Source organism: Variovorax sp. ISS6, from assembly GCF_056523145.1.
Map to the genome: position 1 here is coordinate 5,075,771 of NZ_JAWRZC010000001.1, position 15,099 is coordinate 5,090,869.

The following is a 15,099-nucleotide window of genomic DNA, read 5'->3' on the forward strand; positions in this document are numbered from 1 at the left end:
ATCAGGGATTACCTGTAGCAATTCACGCCTCATCTGTCGTCGCAACGACCGTGGTGCCGCGTGCCGCTCCTTAATCTTTGCGGAGATCGACACCAACACAGGAGACCTCATGTTCGCCATCCCCCACGCACCGCGCAAGCGGGTTTCTCCGTGGCCGGCCCTTCGCGCCGGCTCCGTCGCGGCACTGGCCATTGCCGCGGCCGCGCTGCTCGCCAGTTGCGGCGGCAGCTCGGACAGCGGCGCGGTGTTCCTGCCGGTCGCGCCGCCCCCGCCCGCGCCGCCGCCCGCCCCGGCCGCCTTCGACGTGCGCACGCTGTCGTCCAAGCCCGAGATGGTGAGCGGCGGCGACACGCTGCTCGAGGTGCGCGCGCCCGAGGGCGTGGCCACCGACAAGGTGCGCGTGAGCCTCAACGGCAAGGACGTGAGCGCGCAATTGACCACGCGCGATGCCGCCACGCGCACGCTGCGCGGCCTGGTCACGGGCCTCGCCGAAGACCCGGCCTCGGCCGCCGGCAAGGAGAACCTGATCGTCGTGACCAACGCCGACAAGCCCGAGCAGCGCACCGAGCTCAAGCTGGTCAACTACCCGATCACCGGCCCGATCCTCTCGGGCCCGCACATCACGCCCTACGAATGCCGCACGGTGCAGAACGGCCTGGGCGTGGCGCTCGACGCCAACTGCTCGGCCACCACGCAGGTGGTCTGGTACTACCGCAGCAAGGCCGGCAGCTTCAAGCCGCTGGCCGACCCGACCGGCACGCGCCCGGCAGACCTGGCCGACACCACCACCAACGACGGCGTCACCGTGCCCTACATCGTGCGCGTGGAGTCGGGCACCATCAACCGCGGCGTGTACCGCCTCGCGGTGCTCGACAACCCGGCGAAGGACGCCCCCGCCACCTGGAAGCCCGGCAAGGGCTGGAACAGGAAGCTGGTGCCCTACTTCGACTGCTGCGGCTCGGCCCAATACAACCAGGGCGTGCATCCGATCGAATCGATCCTCGACGCGGTGGGCGACATCTACCTGTCGCGCGGCTTCGCCTTCGTCAACTCGACCGAGCTGTGGAACAACCAGCACGCCAACCCGCACCTGCAGGGCGAGACGCTGATGATGATCAAGGAACACGTGATCGAGGAATTCGGCGAGGTGCCAAAGTGGACCGCGGGCATCGGCGGCTCGGGCGGCGCGATCCAGCAGTACCTGATCGCGCAGCTCTACCCGGGGCTGCTCGACGGCATCCAGCCGATCGTCTCGTTCCCCGAGACGCTGATGCCCGAGGTGATGGAGTGCCGGCTGCTCAACAACGTCTACAGGCTCGACATGGCGACCTGGACCACCGCCAAGCAGGACGCGGTCAACGGCTTCAACACGAATACCTGCGTGGCCTGGGACCTGTCGTTCGCGAGCATCATCAAGTCCGACAACGCGGCGGGCTGCGGCTTCCTCGAGCCGACCAACGCGGCCAACGTGTTCAACCGCGCGACCAATCCGAACGGCGTGCGCTGCGACCTGTTCCAGACCAACGTCAACCTGCTGGGCAAGCGCCCCGGCACGCAGGAGGCGCGGCGCCCGATCGACAACGTCGGCGTGCAGTACGGCCTGGCCGCGCTCAACAAGGGCACGATCACGGTGAAGGAGTTCCTCGACCTCAACGAGAAGGTCGGCGGCTACGACCGCGACGGCAACGTGCAGGCGGCGCGCGCGCAGGCCGATGCCGGCGCGCTCGAGGCCACCTACTCGGGCGGCTTCAAGAACAGCTTCACCGGCCCGGGCCTCGCGAACATCCCGATCATCACGCAGCGCGCCAATGCCGATGCGACCGGCGACATCCACGACACGCTGCAGGACCTGATCATCCGCGCGCGGCTGCAGCGCGCCAACGGCCGCAGCGACAACCAGATCATCTGGACGCTGGGCTCGACCTCGGCCGTGAACTACATCGCCGCATCGATCGACCTGATGAACAAGTGGCTCGACAACATGGCGGCCGACAGCGCCGCGGCCTCGACCGACAAGGTGGTGCGCAACAAGCCCGCGGGCGCCAACGACGCCTGCTGGGACAAGGCCGGCACGCGCATCGACGAAGCCGCGTCGCAGGACCCGGCCGCGAAGTGCAACGTGGTCTATCCGCGCTTCAGCACGCCGCGCATCGTGGCCGGCTCGCCGCTCGTGAACGACGTGCTCAAGTGCCAGCTCAAGCCGGTCGCGATGGCCGACTACACGGTGACCTTCAGCGGTGCCGAGGAGACGCGGCTCAAGACCATCTTCCCGGCCGGCGTGTGCGACTGGAGCAAGCCGGGTGCGGGGCAGCAGCCGCTGAAGGGAAGCTACCTGCGCCTGCCGCTGGGCTGAGGGTTTCATGGTGGGGATTTCGGGGCTCTTCGGAGCCCCTTTTTCGTGGCGCGGCGCGGGGCGTTCGCGCGATAGGAATTCCCCATCCGCGCCGGCTTCGGGCAAGGAGTTTTAACTGTACGTCCATACAGCATTTCTCTAGAATGCCTCGTCTCCAAGAACAACTTCGAGGCGACCGCATGACCACCGCCAATCCGCCCGCAGCCGCTGCGCGCATCCTCTTCTTCTCACGCCCCACGCAGACGCAGCCCGCCCCGCGACCCACCCCGCGTCTGCGTGCCACGGGGCGCCTCTCGACCTGGCCGTTTCGCGTGCTGCGGCACAACGAACAGGGCGATCCGCACGACATCAAGGCGCAGGCGGCGCGGGTGTTGCGGACGACGGCGCAGCAGTGGTGGCCGAAGGTGGATTGATCGTGTCGTCGGGACCTCCTCAACTGCTCGTGGGCCTGTTTCCCGATGAGCAGGTGCAATTCGAGATCGAGCTGAACCGCCAGCAATGGCTATGGCCCCACAACAGCTACTTTCCACCAGCCGATCGGCTCCACCTCACGCTCGGCTACGTCGATGAGCATTCGCACGCGCGCTGCGCGGAGCGGCTGATCGAGGCCATGTCACAGGTGCGGATGCGCTCGCTCGAACTGCTGCTCGACTATTCCTGCACATGGAACAACGATGTGTCCGTTCTGCAGCCAGCAGCGCATGGAGAGCTGCATCGGCTGCGGAAAACGATCCACTGTCTCATCCGGCAGGCGGGCCTCGTGGATCAAGCCGAGATTTTCAAGTGGAAGCCGCACGTCACCATCGCACGCGATGCGGAAGGCGCCGCATGCCTGCCCATGTCACCCATTCCATGGGCCGTGAGCGAAATCCGCATCGTCCGCTCGCACTTCACGACACCGTTCCATCACGAGCACCTGGCATCGATCTCCGCACGCCACGGGCTGCGCCGCCTGACCTCCTCACTCCACTGAACCGGCAACCATCGTGCCGGCTCGGCAGGCCTCACACCAGCAAGTCCTGCACGTCCTCATCGAACCCCGCCATCGGCTGCGCCTTCGCGAGCGCCAGCCACACCGCGAACGGAATCCGCTCGAAGCTGCGATGCACCGCGGCACGCGCGACCACGAGGCGTTCGCCCTCGAGCACCATCACGCCGCATTCGGCCGGCACCTCCTCGGGCGTGGCGATGCAGCGGCCGCGCGCGTCGTTGCCCAGCACGTACCAGCACTCGCCGCCGAGGTCGAGGTAGGCCGCGCGCTTGTCGGGCTTGCGCAGGTCGCCCAGCAGGTCGGCGCGGCTCACCTTCACCTCGTGCACGATCGGATGCGCATAGGCCTCGACACTGGTGTTGCGGATCGAGAAGACATCGGGCCTGGCCATGCACCAGCGCGCCTTGCCGCCCTCTTCCGCCGGCGGCAGCTTCGCGCGCAGGCTCAGGCCGCGCCAGGCGATGCGGCCGCCGCGCGTCATCTCGCGCGCCACGCGTTCGACCAGCGCCTCGTGCGGCGACAGCGCCGCTCGGTTGATCGTGAGCGTGGTGGCGATGCGCGCGAGGCCGGCATCGGTCACGCGCAGGGTCTCGTGGCCCTGCGCCGACCGCACGCGCTCGAGGAATCCGCCCGCGAGCAGCTCGACCTCGATCGCGTCGCAGCAGGGCCAGCCGGCCGAGCGGTACATCTCGCGCAGGCGCCGCGCATGCAGCTTGCCGAAGGGCACGCCGCCCGACGCCGATGCGATGGCCAGCGAGGCCGCGAGCGACACCGCGGTCTGCATCGGTGGTTCCTCCACCGGCGGCGGAAAGCCGGGATCGGTCACCGGCGGCATCGCGGGCGGCGGATCGCCCTCGGGCAACGGCCCCGGCGGCATGACCGGCGGTGGCGGCACCACGGGCACGTCGGGCGCGGGTGGCGGCGGGCCGATGGGCGTGTCGACGATGGGATCGAGGGCGAGTGCGGACATGGTGAGGAACAGGTTAGCGAAATCCGGTGGATGAGGCGAGGACTCGAACGAACGGTTGCGATCGGTTGCACAGACGGACAGAGCGCGCGGATGCCGCCGTCGCGTCAGTGGAAATCCCGGCTGCTGTTGCTCTGCGCGAGCCGGCCCATCAACGGCGTCAGGTCCTTGAAGCCGGTGGCGACCAGGTGCTGCACCTTGCCGCCGCTGTCGTCGTCGCGCTGCCAGGTGCCCTGCACCGCGAGCAGGTGCGATTTCAGCAGCGGCTCGCGCCAGGCCTCGATCACGTGGTTCCAGACGATCACGTTGACGTTGCCGGTCTCGTCCTCGAGCGTGACGAAGATGGTGCCGTTGGCGGTCTGCGGCCGCTGCCGGCCCTTGACGATGCCGCAGGCGCGCACCACGCGGCCGCTGGGCATGGAGCGCAGCTGCTCGGCGCTCAGCAGGTTCATGCGCGCCAGCCGCGGGCGCAGCAGCGCGAGCGGATGGCGCCGCAGCGTGAGGCGCATCGACGCATAGTCGCCGACGATCTCCTCGCCCTCGGGCGCCGCGGGCAGCGCCAGCGCCTCCTCGTGGATCGGCACGCCCTTGAGCAGCCCCGGCGCGCGCCGCTGCGCCGTCGCATCCCACATCTGCTGGCGCCTATGGCCCGACAGCGAGATCAGCGCATCGGCCGCGGCCAGCGCCGCCATGTCCTTGCCGTCGAGCTCGGCGCGCAACGCGAGGTCCTCGGTGCTGGTGAAGGGCGACTGCGCACGGGCTTCGAGCAGGCGCTTCGCGCCGCCCTTGCTGAGGCTCGCGATGCGGTTCAGGCCCAGGCGCACCGCGGGCTGGTCGTCGTGGCCCAGGCGCTCGGCATAGCGCGCGTCGGTGCCCGGCGGCACGCGCGGCGCATCGGCCGCGCGCGGCTCGAGCGTGGTGTCGATCTCGCTGCAGGTCACGTCGACCGGTCGCACCTCCACGCCATGCCGGCGCGCGTCCTGCACCAGCTGCGAAGGGCTGTAGAAGCCCATCGGCTGCGAGTCGAGCAAGGCGGCGAGGAAGCAGGCGGGCTCGTGGCACTTGAGCCAGCTGCTGACCGTGACCAGCAGCGCAAAGCTGGCGGCGTGGCTTTCGGGGAAGCCGTAGTCGCCGAAGCCCATGACCTGTCTGAAGATGGCTTCGGCGAATTCCCTGGGGTACTCGCGCTTGACCATGCCGTTCACGAGCTTATCGTGAAATTTCTCCAGGCCGCCCTTGCGCTTCCAGGCCGCCATCGCACGGCGCAACTGGTCGGCCTCGTCGGCGGTGAACTTCGCCGCGATCATCGCGATCTGCATCACCTGTTCCTGGAAGATCGGCACACCCAGCGTGCGCTCCAGTGCCTCGCGCAACTCTTCCTTTTCGTAATGGATCGGCAGCTTGTTGCGTACTCGCTCGCGCTGCTTGAGATACGGGTGCACCATGCCGCCCTGGATCGGTCCGGGCCGAACGATCGCCACCTCGATCACCAGATCCTCGTAGGTGCGTGGCTTCAAGCGCGGCAGCATCGACATCTGCGCGCGGCTCTCGATCTGGAAGACTCCCACGGTGTCAGCATCACAAATCATGTCGAAGACTTTCGGATCGTCGTTCGGGACCTGATGCATCTGCGTGGACCAGCCCCGCCAGCGGTTCATGTGGTCGAGCCCTCTGCGGATCGCGCTGAGCATGCCGAGCGCGAGCACGTCGACCTTGAGCATGCCCATCGCCTCGAGGTCATCCTTCTCCCACTGGATCACCGAGCGGTCCTTCATCGAGGCCTTCTCGACTGGCACCAGCCGCGTGAGCTTGGTGTGCGTCAGCACGAAACCGCCGACGTGCTGGCTCAGGTGGCGCGGAAAGCCCCGTAGGCGCCGCGTCATCTCTATCCACTGCACGAGCTTCAGCTCGTCTTCCTGCACACCCACGCGCGCGCAAGCGGCATTCAACTGTTCGCCGAGCACGGTCTCGTCGAACCAGTAGTGGTCCTTGGCGAACTCGTCGACCAGCCGCTCGTCGATACCGATGGCCTTGCCCACATCGCGCAGCGCGCTGCGTGCGCGGTAGCAGATGACGACGGCGGCGATAGCGGCGCGCTCGCGGCCGTACTTCTCGTAGATGTACTGGATGACCTCTTCGCGCCGCTGGTGCTCGAAGTCGACATCGATGTCGGGCGGCTCGTTGCGATGGCGGCTCAGGAAGCGCTCGAACAGCAGTGTTCCCTTGTCGGGGTCGATCGCGGTGATGCCGAGACAGAAGCACACCGCGGAGTTGGCCGACGAGCCACGGCCCTGGCAAAGGATCTTCTGCGACTTCGCATAGTTCACGATGTCTTCCACCGTGAGGAAGAACATCTCGTACTTCAGCTCGACGATCAGCGCCAGTTCCTTCTCGACCTGCGCACGCACCTTGTCCGGAACGCCATCGGGGTAGCGGTCCGCGGCGCCTTCCCATGTCTTGCGCCTCAGCGTTTGAACGGGCGTTTCGCTGGAGCCCAGGGTTTCGAGCGGGTACCTGTAGTTTTCCTTGATCACTCGCGGATCGAAGCGGCATCGATCCGCCACCACCAGCGTGTTCGCCAGCATGTCCCGCAGATAGATCTCCGCCAGCCGCATGCGTTGCCGCAGGTGCCGCTCGGCATTCGACTGCAACGCGAAGCCGCACTCGGCCACGGGACGCCCCACGCGCACGGCCGTCAGCACGTCCTGCAGCGGCTTGCACGAGCGCGCATGCATGTGCACGTCACCCGCGGCCACCAGCGGCACACCGGCCTGCTCGCTCGCCTGGATGAGTCCGACGAACCACAGGTCGTCGTCGAACTCGTTGAACAGCTCCAGCGCCAGCCAGAGGTTGTCGGCATAGAGCGCCTTCGCGGCCATCAGGTCTTCATGCAGCGCGGCCGCATCCAGGTCCTTGCCCGGATGGCGGTGCGGCACGAACAGGATCTGGCAATGCCGCAGCGATGCCACGTCGCTCTCTTCCCAGCTCACGCGGTACTCGCCCTTGGGCAGCTCGGTGGTGCGCGCGGCGGTGATGAATTCGCAGAGGTTGCCCCAGCCTTCGGTGTCGTTCGCGATCACCACGAGCCTGAAGCGCTCGAAGCGGAACTCGCTGCCGTACAGCAACCGGAAATCGGGGTTGCGCGGGATCGGCGGTTCTTCGGGATGCTTCTTCTCGTACGCGTCAAGCTTGCGATCCATGTCGCGCAGGCAGACGAAGGCCCGCACGATGCCGGCCACCGAGCATTCGTCGGTGATGGCCAATGCCGAATAGCCGAGCTGATAGGCCCGGTCCACCACCTCCTCGGGCGTCGACGCCCCACGCTGGAAGCTGAAGTTCGTGAGGCAGTGCAGCTCGGCATAGCCCGGCAGCGCCGATACCGGCGCGGTTCTCGAGGGCACCGGCAGCGCATGCACCTGCGCCGGCTGGCGATTGCGCATCTGCCTGTCGCTGAGTTCAGGCATAGAAGCCCTGCAGGTACCAGCGCACCTCGCCCGTGGAGAACCGTGCCGAGGGGCGCTCGCGGAAGATCCACAGCAAGCCGGCTTCGGGGCTCTCGGCCACGTAGTAGTCGCGCATCGCGGGCTGCCCGCCATCCTCCTTGCCGCCCCACCAGCCCGCCTCGATCCGCTGCGGCCCGATCAGCTTGCTCAGCGGACCGCCATAACAGGGGCGCTCGCCGTCCATTTCGAGCAGCAAGGGCTGGGGCAGCAGCCAGGGCGGATAGATGGCATCGGGCTGGGAGGCCTCGGCCTGCGTCTCCCTGCGGGCCTTGCTGGGTGCGGGCTGGGCCGGCTGCACGGTGCGCAACGCCGGCTGCCAGGCCTGCGTGTGCTCGGCACGATGATCCGCCCGCGCCCGCGGCACTAGCACCTGCATCGCCCCCAACCGCACGCTCAGCCGCTCCACCATCTCGTGCAGCTTGTCCCCCTTGCGGTTGTCCTCCGGCAGAAAACTGGTGCTCGCCCCGGCCCACGGATCGGTCTCGAGCGAGCGCAGCTTGAGCCAGCTCGCGGGCGCGGCGAGCGTGGCGAGGGCGAGCTTTTCGGACAGCAGGCGGCGCAGGTGCGCGAGGTCCTGCGTGGGCTCGGCGGTACGCACCGCGACCTGCTGGGTCGGCGGCAGGTTCACGCCGTTGAAGCGCTTGAGGTCGAGCGTCCATTCGAGTTCGAGCGCGCGCGCGCCGCGCTGGCGCGCACGCAGCCAGATCTGCAGCGCCGACAACAACCGGTTGGCCGACCACATCAGCTCGGGCGCGGTCTCGGCCAGCGCGGGCAGCTCGAGCTTCTGCTCGAACACGTCGGGCAACGTGAGCCAGGCATGGCTTTCGGGGCGCAGGCCCCAGGCGATGTCGAGCGCGGCGCGCAGCTCGGCACCGAAGCGCCGCGAGAGCCCGCCGCGCGGCAGCGCCGCCACCTCGCCCCAGCTGCGGCAGCCCAGCCGCGCGAGCGCATCGAGGTGCTCGCGCGCGGCGCTCAGGGTGTCGAGCGGCAGGCCGGCGGGAATCTCGGGCGGCCGCTTCTCCTCGCGCACGAACAGCCGCAGCCGCGCCAGCGCCTCGAGGCTGGTGGCGCCCTGCGCGCCGCGCAGCACGGCGGCGGCAGGCACGGGGTTTTCGTTGAGCAACTGACGCATCAGCGAGGAACGCCCGCCCCACAGGCGCTCGCAGGCCGAGACCTCGAGCATCAGCGCCTCGTCGAGCCAGCACACGTGCGGCGTGTAGCGCAGCGCCCACCAGCCCAGCGCCTCGGGCGTGGGCATGGCATCGGCGGCGGCCGTGGCGGCACCGGCCTCGGCCTGCGCCTCAAGCGACCACTGCAAGGCGATCCAGTGCATTGGCGCCTCCTGCCTTCCATGCGTCGATGCGCACCACGTTGGCGGCCGGCGGTGCTTCCACCGCCTCCACCGCCACCGCGCCCTGCTGCTGCGCGCGCAGCTTGCGCCGCAGCCGCGCGGCCGCGAGCAGCGCCGCCATGCGCTCGCCGCGCGCCGGCAGCATCACCGGCGCGGCCAGCGGCGGGCCGCGGCGCTTGAGGATGTGCAGCTCGATCTGCGCCGGGTCGGCCTCGCAGCGCGCGATGCGCAGCCGCAGCCGCGCGGGCGAGGCCGACTGCGCCACCGCCTCGGGCCGGCAGACGAACAGCAGCGCCTCGTGCTGCGCGGCCGCGAGCTGCAGCCGCCGCAGCTCGCCCACGCGCGCCTGCGGCAGCCAGGCCAGCACCGCGCCCACCTCGGCGCAGCGCAGCGCCTGCTCGCAGGCCCACAGCCGCGCGGCCGCGGCCTCGCTGCGCACCCACATCAGCGCCTCGGGCCGCAGGCCATGGGCCGCGAGCGAGGCGCCGAAAGGTTCGCGCGGCGGACCGATCAGCACCACGGGGCCGCCGCGCGCCGCCACCGACTGCACCAGCGCGGGCAGCAGCAGCCGCCAGACGTGGTCCTCGGGCGCGGCCTGCAGCAGCTCGCTCATGGCGCCGACCGGCCAGCCGCCACCCGGCAGCTGCGCGTCGAGCGCGGCATGGCCGGTGCCGATGACCTGCGCGTCGGCGCTGCCGAGCTCGTCGGCATGCCAGACGCCGCGGCCGGCGGCGGGAGAGAGGGAGGCGAGGGAAGGAAGGCCCATGATGAAACTGTTAACTGTATTTTTATCCAGTATTTCAGGGTTCGCAATCGGGTCGGCAAATTTCTTTGCGGGGCCCCTTCTCCCATTCCGATGGCTCATGCGATGGCGCCAAGATCTCGTTTGAAGCCCCGCGCCGGAGCCGCTCCAATGACTTCACGAAGAATGGTCCTCGTGGCCGCGGCGGATGGGCTGCAGCGGTCGCCAGCGGGCCATGTTCCAGGAGCCCCAGGAATGCACGCCACCCTTTCCCATTCCCCACCCGCCGGCTCGGCCATCGCCGCCGCGCTGCTGCCCGCCAGCGGCGACATCGAGGCCGACCTCAACTACCTGCGGCCGACCGCGCTGCGGCCCTACAGCTACGCCTTCACGCCGCCGCCCGGCCTGCCCTGGGAAAGCGGCGAGTACGAGCGGATCGCGATGCGGATCGCCGATGCCCGCGGCCGGGCGACCCACATCGAGCGCGAGGGCTTCGAGCTGCGCGAGGCGCCCACGGCGGTCGCCGACTTCCTCGACGATGCCGAGGTCCAGGCCGTCTACTACCCCGAGCTGGCCGCGCTCGCGCTCGCGGTCACCGGCGGCGCGCGCGCCCACGTGTTCGACCACCTGGTACGACAGCGCGAGCCCGAGCGCGCCGCGCTGAACTTCGGCCGCGGCAAGACCGACGGCAAGGCCGCCGCCAACGGCCGCATCCACAACGACTACACCGAGGAATCGGGCCGGCGCCGGCTCGCGCTGGTGCTCGCGAGCGCGGCCGAGGCCGCCGCCGTGCGGCGCTACTGCATCGTCAACATCTGGCGCTCGATCGCCGGGCCGGTGCTCGACACCCCGCTGGCCGTCTGCGATGCGCGCACGGTGATGGCGCGCGACCTGGTGAACGCCGAGGTGCGCTATCCGAAGCGCACCGGCGAGATCTACCTCGCCACCCATGCCCCCACCCACCGCTGGTCGTACTTCTCGCGCATGGACCGGCACGAGGCGCTGGTGTTCAAGCAGTACGACGCGCAGCTCGGCGGCGTCGCGCGCTTCACGCCGCACGCGGCCTTCGACCATCCGCTGGCGCCGGCCGATGCACCGCTGCGCGAAAGCATCGAGGCGCGCTGCCTGGTGGTGTTCGAGTGAGGGAGGCCATGGCCATGAACGCACCCACGCTCGATTTCTGGTTCGACTTCGGCAGCAACTACAGCTACCTCAGCGCAATGCGCATCGAGCAGGCCGCCGCCGCGCACGGCGTCGCGCTGCGCTGGCAGCCCTTCCTGCTCGGGCCGGTGTTCCGCGCGCTGGGCTGGGAGACCTCGCCCTTCGTGCTGCAGAAGGAAAAGGGCGACTACGTCTGGAAGGACATGGTGCGCCAGTGCCGCAAGTACGGCCTGCCCTGGCGGCGGCCTAGCAACTTCCCGCGGGCCGCCGTGCTGCCGCTGCGCATCGCGCTGGCCGGCGCCGGCCAGCCGTGGATCGGCGAGTTCTGCCGCCGCACGATGCAGCTGAACTTCGCCGAGGACCGCGACATCGACGCGCCCGAGACCATGGCCGCGCTGCTCGCCGACATGGGCCTGCCGGCGCACCGCGTGATCGACGAGGCGCTGTCGGACGCCAACAAGCTGCGCCTGCGCCGCCAGACCGAGACCGCGATGGAGAAAGGCATCTTCGGCGCGCCCACCTTCTTCGTCGGCGAGGAAATGTTCTGGGGCAACGACCGGCTCGACGATGCGCTGGCATTCGCCCGCGCGCAGGCCGGCGCCTGAACCCCAACGGTCTCAGCGCGGCGCGGCGCCCTTGGCTTCCGCCACCAGCCACTCGGCCACGTGCCGCACCTCCTCGCGCGGCCGCGGCTCGGCCTGGATCAGCCAATAGGCATGGCCCGAGGGCTGGGCCGGCGACGCGGCCTCCACGCGCACCAGCCGCCGGTCGTCGAGCAGCGGCTGGATCAGTTCGAGCCGCCCGAGCGCCACGCCCTGCCCCGCCATCGCGGCCTGGATCAGCTGGTCGTACTGGTTGAAGCGCAGCATGCCGCGCGGCTTCGCGTCGGCCCAGCCGGCCGCGGCCAGCCAGTCGCGCCACTGCAGCCAGGGCCGCTGCGCATCGTCGAACTCGAGCAGGTTCAGCGCCGCGATCGCCTCGGCCGAGGCCAGCGACGGCAGCGCCAGCGAGGGATGCGCCACCGGCGCCACCGTTTCGCCGAACAGCCGCACCGCACCCGCCGGCGCCAGCGCGGGCGTGGTGTAGCGGATCGCGAGGTCGATGCCCTCGTTGCGCAGGTCGGCCACGCGGTTGTTGGCCGAGACGCGCACGTCCACGCCCGGATGGATGTCCTGCACCCGGCTGAGCCGCGGCAGCAGCCACAGCCCCGTGACGCCGATGCTCGCGCTCAGCGTCACCGGCCGCTGCGCCCCGGTGCGGCCGATCTCGCCCATCACCTCCTGCAGTTGCTGCACCACCGCATCGGCGCTGCGGAACAGCCGCTCGCCCTCGGGCGTGAACGAGATCGAGCGATGGCCGCGCACCAGCAGCTTCACGCCCAGCTGCGCCTCGAGCGCATGCACCTGCTTGCTGACCGCCGACTGCGTCACGCACAGGTCCTGCGCCGCCAGCGAGATGCTCATGCGCCGCCCCACCGCGACGAAGCCGCGCACGAGGTCGAGCGAGGACAGGCGGACGAGCGGGAGCGGCAAGCCCATGGCGGATGCGGCGGGATGGCGAGGGTGGAATGGGATTGGAGCACAGGCACCGCCGCGTGTCTTCGCGCCAAATGAGCCGGCTGGCTACCGTCCCCCCGCCGCCACCCCGTCCGCCACCACCTTCAACGACTGCGAGAACGCCCGCGCCGCCGGCGTGAGCGCCGCGGGGTCGCGCATCAGCAGCGACACCCGCACCTGGGGCAGCCTGTCCGCGACCTGCAGCGCGACCAGCCCGCGCGCCGCCGCCGCATGCCTGAACAGCGAGGCCGCGGCCAGGGTCAGCGCGCCGGACTTCTTCACCAGCGTGATGCCGAGCTGCCACGAATGGCAGATCACGATGTCGCGCGGCGGCGGCAGGCCGGCCGCGGCGAAGTGGCGGCGCAGCAGCTCGACGCCGTACCAGGGCACCACCCACATGGCCTCGTGCAGCTTCGCCATCGAGCGCACGCGCGCCAGCGGATGCTTCGCGCCGGCCACCACCGCGAGCGGGAACTCGAGCAGCGTCTCGCGATGCACGCCGTCGCCGGCATCGGGCTCGAGTTCGCCGAGGATCGCGAAGTCGAAGTCGCCGCGGCTCCAGAGGCCCTTCACGTCGGCGCCGCTGAGCTCCTGCAACTCGAGCGCGACGCCCGGCCACTTGCGGCGGAAGTCCTGCAGCGCGTCGGGCAGCAGCCGCTCGACCGCGAACGAGCTGAAGGCGACGCGCAGCAGGCCGCCAGCACCGTCGCGCAGCTGGGCGATCTCGTCCTCGGCGCGGCGCACCTCGTTGGCCAGCAACCGCGCGCGCTGGAGCAGGGCCTCGCCGATCACGGTGAGCGACACGCCCTGGGCGCTGCGCACCAGCAGTTGCGCGCCCACGCTCTGCTCGAGCTCGCGCATCGCGTAGGTCATGGCGGGCTGCGTGAGGCCGGCCACGCGCGCCGCGGCGCGGATGCTGCCGGCCTCGGCGATCGCTTCGAAGATCTTCAGATGGCGCAGGTTCATGGGAGGACGAAGAATGGGGTGATCAGGGATTTTGATCGCCCTGGAGTTTTTCGAGTCTTTTCCGATGCGCCGGCTTTCGCTATGGTCGACCCGCCTCGACACATTCCTTCACCCTTCCTTCTGCAGCCACCCATGAAACTCCGCTCCCGCTTCGCCCTGCTGATGCTCTCCGGCAGCCTCTTCCACGTCGCGGCCTCGGCCCAGACCGCCCCGGGGCCCGATGCCGGCCATGCGCTGACGGCACGCGCGCTGGCGCTCGCCGATGCCTCCGAGGCGCAGGTGATCGAATGGCGCCGCCATGTGCACCAGCATCCGGAGCTGTCGTACCAGGAGGTGCAGACGGCCGCCTACATCGCGGCGGCGCTCGCGAAGATGCCCGGCATCGAGGTCCAGACCGGCGTCGCCAAGACCGGCATCAAGGCGGTGCTGCGCGGCGGCAAGCCGGGCCCGGTGGTGGCGCTGCGCGCCGACATGGACGCGCTGCCGGTGGCCGAGCGCAACGAGCTGCCGTTCCGCTCGACCGTGAAGGCGCCCTGGCTCAACAGCGACGTGCCGGTCTCGCACGCCTGCGGCCACGACACGCACGTGGCGATGCTGCTGGGCGCGGCGCAGGCGCTGTCGAAGGTGCGCGACGAACTGCCGGGCACGGTGGTGTTCCTGTTCCAGCCCGCCGAGGAACAGGGCCCGGGGCCGGTGGCCAGCGGCGCGCCCGCGATGGTCAAGGCCGGCGTGCTCGACAACCCGAAGGTCGACGTGGTGATGGGCCAGCACATCAGTGCGCGCGCGCCCTCGGGCACCATCAGCTACCGGCGCGGCAGCCTGATGGCCAGCGGCGACGTGTTCAAGATCGCGCTCAAGGGCAAGGGGGGGCACGGCTCCTCGCCCTGGACCGCGAAGGACCCCACGCTGGCCGCGGCCGAGATCGCGCTGGCGCTGCAGAACATCGTGAGCCACCAGATCGATCCGCTCGACGGCCCGACCGTGGTGACCGTGGGCCTGCTGCAGAGCGGCAACCGCGTCAACATCCTGCCCGACACGGCCGAGATCGCGGGCACGGTGCGCTCGCTGTCGCAGAAGAACCAGAAGACCGCGCACGACGCCATCCGGCTCAAGGCGCAGAAGATCGCCGAGAGCCACGGCCTCGCGGCCGAGGTCACGATCGACACCGGCTACGAGGTGCTGGTCAGCGATCCGGCCGCCACGCAGGCCGTGACGCAGGCGCTCGAGACCGCGGCCGGTCCCGGCAAGGCGCGCGAGTCGCAGCCGAGCATGGGCTCGGAGGACTTCGGCTCCTTCGGCAAGAACATCCCGATCGTGTTCTGGCACCTCAATGCCTCGCCCTTCGCCGACCGCAACGGCGCGCCCAACCACTCGTCCGAGTTCGTGATCGACGAGTCGGCGCTGCGCGTGGGCGTGCGCGCGCTGGTGGGCAGCACGCTGGCGTACATGAACCGGCCGGCCGGTGGGGCCGCGGGGGTCAAGGTCTCGCAAGCGCAGTGAAGACCGCGC

General features: G+C 69.9%; 12 protein-coding genes. 6 read left to right on the top strand and 6 right to left on the bottom strand.

Features of this window, described 5'->3' with window-relative positions:
* Positions 1-109: 109 nt before the first annotated feature.
* The 3 genes from AC1HIL_RS23610 (at position 110) to AC1HIL_RS23620 (ending at position 3,326) form a co-directional block, all read left to right on the top strand.
* Positions 110-2,353: a DUF6351 family protein gene (locus tag AC1HIL_RS23610; RefSeq protein WP_479670134.1), complete on the top strand. Its 2,244-nt coding sequence runs from the start codon at positions 110-112 to the stop codon at positions 2,351-2,353.
* A 179-nt stretch (positions 2,354-2,532) separates the two neighbouring features.
* The gene (locus AC1HIL_RS23615) at positions 2,533-2,766 is read left to right on the top strand and encodes a hypothetical protein (RefSeq protein ID WP_057598357.1); all 234 of its coding nucleotides are present in this window, start codon (positions 2,533-2,535) and stop codon (positions 2,764-2,766) included.
* Positions 2,767-2,795: 29 nt separating this feature from the next.
* The gene (locus AC1HIL_RS23620) at positions 2,796-3,326 is read left to right on the top strand and encodes a 2'-5' RNA ligase family protein (protein WP_479672779.1); all 531 of its coding nucleotides are present in this window, start codon (positions 2,796-2,798) and stop codon (positions 3,324-3,326) included.
* Between the two features lie 31 nt (positions 3,327-3,357).
* On the opposite strand, the gene AC1HIL_RS23625 is transcribed toward AC1HIL_RS23620, so the two are convergent.
* The 4 genes from AC1HIL_RS23625 to imuA all read right to left on the bottom strand — a co-directional run bounded on the left by AC1HIL_RS23625 (position 3,358) and on the right by imuA (position 9,931).
* Positions 3,358-4,314, bottom strand: a complete 957-nt coding sequence (locus AC1HIL_RS23625; RefSeq protein WP_261206893.1) for a hypothetical protein — start codon at positions 4,312-4,314, stop codon at positions 3,358-3,360.
* Between the two features lie 104 nt (positions 4,315-4,418).
* A complete protein-coding gene (locus tag AC1HIL_RS23630; RefSeq protein WP_479670136.1) occupies positions 4,419-7,775 on the bottom strand; it encodes an error-prone DNA polymerase in 3,357 nt (1,118 codons plus the stop codon).
* A complete protein-coding gene (locus AC1HIL_RS23635; protein ID WP_479670137.1) occupies positions 7,768-9,147 on the bottom strand; it encodes a Y-family DNA polymerase in 1,380 nt (459 codons plus the stop codon). Before AC1HIL_RS23635 ends, AC1HIL_RS23630 begins: the two co-directional genes overlap by 8 nt.
* Entirely contained in the window at positions 9,116-9,931 is an 816-nt protein-coding gene (imuA, locus tag AC1HIL_RS23640; protein WP_057596687.1) for a translesion DNA synthesis-associated protein ImuA, read from the bottom strand. The genes AC1HIL_RS23635 and imuA overlap by 32 nt, the downstream gene beginning before the upstream one ends.
* Before the next feature lie 231 nt (positions 9,932-10,162).
* On the opposite strand from imuA, the gene AC1HIL_RS23645 reads away from it, so the two are divergent.
* Both AC1HIL_RS23645 and AC1HIL_RS23650 read left to right on the top strand, forming a co-directional pair.
* Positions 10,163-11,050, top strand: coding sequence for a CmcJ/NvfI family oxidoreductase (locus AC1HIL_RS23645; protein WP_422096674.1), 888 nt, complete (start codon positions 10,163-10,165; stop codon positions 11,048-11,050).
* Between the two features lie 8 nt (positions 11,051-11,058).
* On the top strand, positions 11,059-11,673 hold the full coding sequence (locus AC1HIL_RS23650; protein ID WP_409976481.1) for a 2-hydroxychromene-2-carboxylate isomerase: 615 nt from the start codon (positions 11,059-11,061) through the stop codon (positions 11,671-11,673).
* Between the two features lie 12 nt (positions 11,674-11,685).
* On the opposite strand, the gene AC1HIL_RS23655 is transcribed toward AC1HIL_RS23650, so the two are convergent.
* Together AC1HIL_RS23655 and AC1HIL_RS23660 are read right to left on the bottom strand one after the other, a co-directional pair.
* A complete protein-coding gene (locus tag AC1HIL_RS23655; RefSeq protein WP_479672436.1) occupies positions 11,686-12,600 on the bottom strand; it encodes a LysR substrate-binding domain-containing protein in 915 nt (304 codons plus the stop codon).
* Positions 12,601-12,690: 90 nt separating this feature from the next.
* The gene (locus AC1HIL_RS23660; RefSeq protein WP_479670138.1) at positions 12,691-13,590 is read right to left on the bottom strand and encodes a LysR family transcriptional regulator; all 900 of its coding nucleotides are present in this window, start codon (positions 13,588-13,590) and stop codon (positions 12,691-12,693) included.
* 132 nt (positions 13,591-13,722) lie between these two features.
* On the opposite strand from AC1HIL_RS23660, the gene AC1HIL_RS23665 reads away from it, so the two are divergent.
* The gene (locus tag AC1HIL_RS23665; RefSeq protein ID WP_479670139.1) at positions 13,723-15,090 is read left to right on the top strand and encodes a M20 metallopeptidase family protein; all 1,368 of its coding nucleotides are present in this window, start codon (positions 13,723-13,725) and stop codon (positions 15,088-15,090) included.
* Positions 15,091-15,099 lie beyond the last annotated feature (9 nt).

Excerpts from the sequence above, each read along its gene's own strand:
- AC1HIL_RS23610 (WP_479670134.1), top strand. The coding sequence starts at position 110 with ATGTTCGCCATCCCCCACGCACCGCGCAAGCGGGTTTCTCCGTGGCCG.
- AC1HIL_RS23615 (WP_057598357.1), top strand. The coding sequence starts at position 2,533 with ATGACCACCGCCAATCCGCCCGCAGCCGCTGCGCGCATCCTCTTCTTC.
- AC1HIL_RS23625 (WP_261206893.1), bottom strand. The coding sequence starts at position 4,314 with ATGTCCGCACTCGCCCTCGATCCCATCGTCGACACGCCCATCGGCCCG.
- AC1HIL_RS23630 (WP_479670136.1), bottom strand. The coding sequence starts at position 7,775 with ATGCCTGAACTCAGCGACAGGCAGATGCGCAATCGCCAGCCGGCGCAG.
- AC1HIL_RS23635 (WP_479670137.1), bottom strand. The coding sequence starts at position 9,147 with ATGCACTGGATCGCCTTGCAGTGGTCGCTTGAGGCGCAGGCCGAGGCC.
- imuA (WP_057596687.1), bottom strand. The coding sequence starts at position 9,931 with ATGGGCCTTCCTTCCCTCGCCTCCCTCTCTCCCGCCGCCGGCCGCGGC.
- AC1HIL_RS23645 (WP_422096674.1), top strand. The coding sequence starts at position 10,163 with ATGCACGCCACCCTTTCCCATTCCCCACCCGCCGGCTCGGCCATCGCC.
- AC1HIL_RS23650 (WP_409976481.1), top strand. The coding sequence starts at position 11,059 with ATGGCCATGAACGCACCCACGCTCGATTTCTGGTTCGACTTCGGCAGC.
- AC1HIL_RS23660 (WP_479670138.1), bottom strand. The coding sequence starts at position 13,590 with ATGAACCTGCGCCATCTGAAGATCTTCGAAGCGATCGCCGAGGCCGGC.
- AC1HIL_RS23665 (WP_479670139.1), top strand. The coding sequence starts at position 13,723 with ATGAAACTCCGCTCCCGCTTCGCCCTGCTGATGCTCTCCGGCAGCCTC.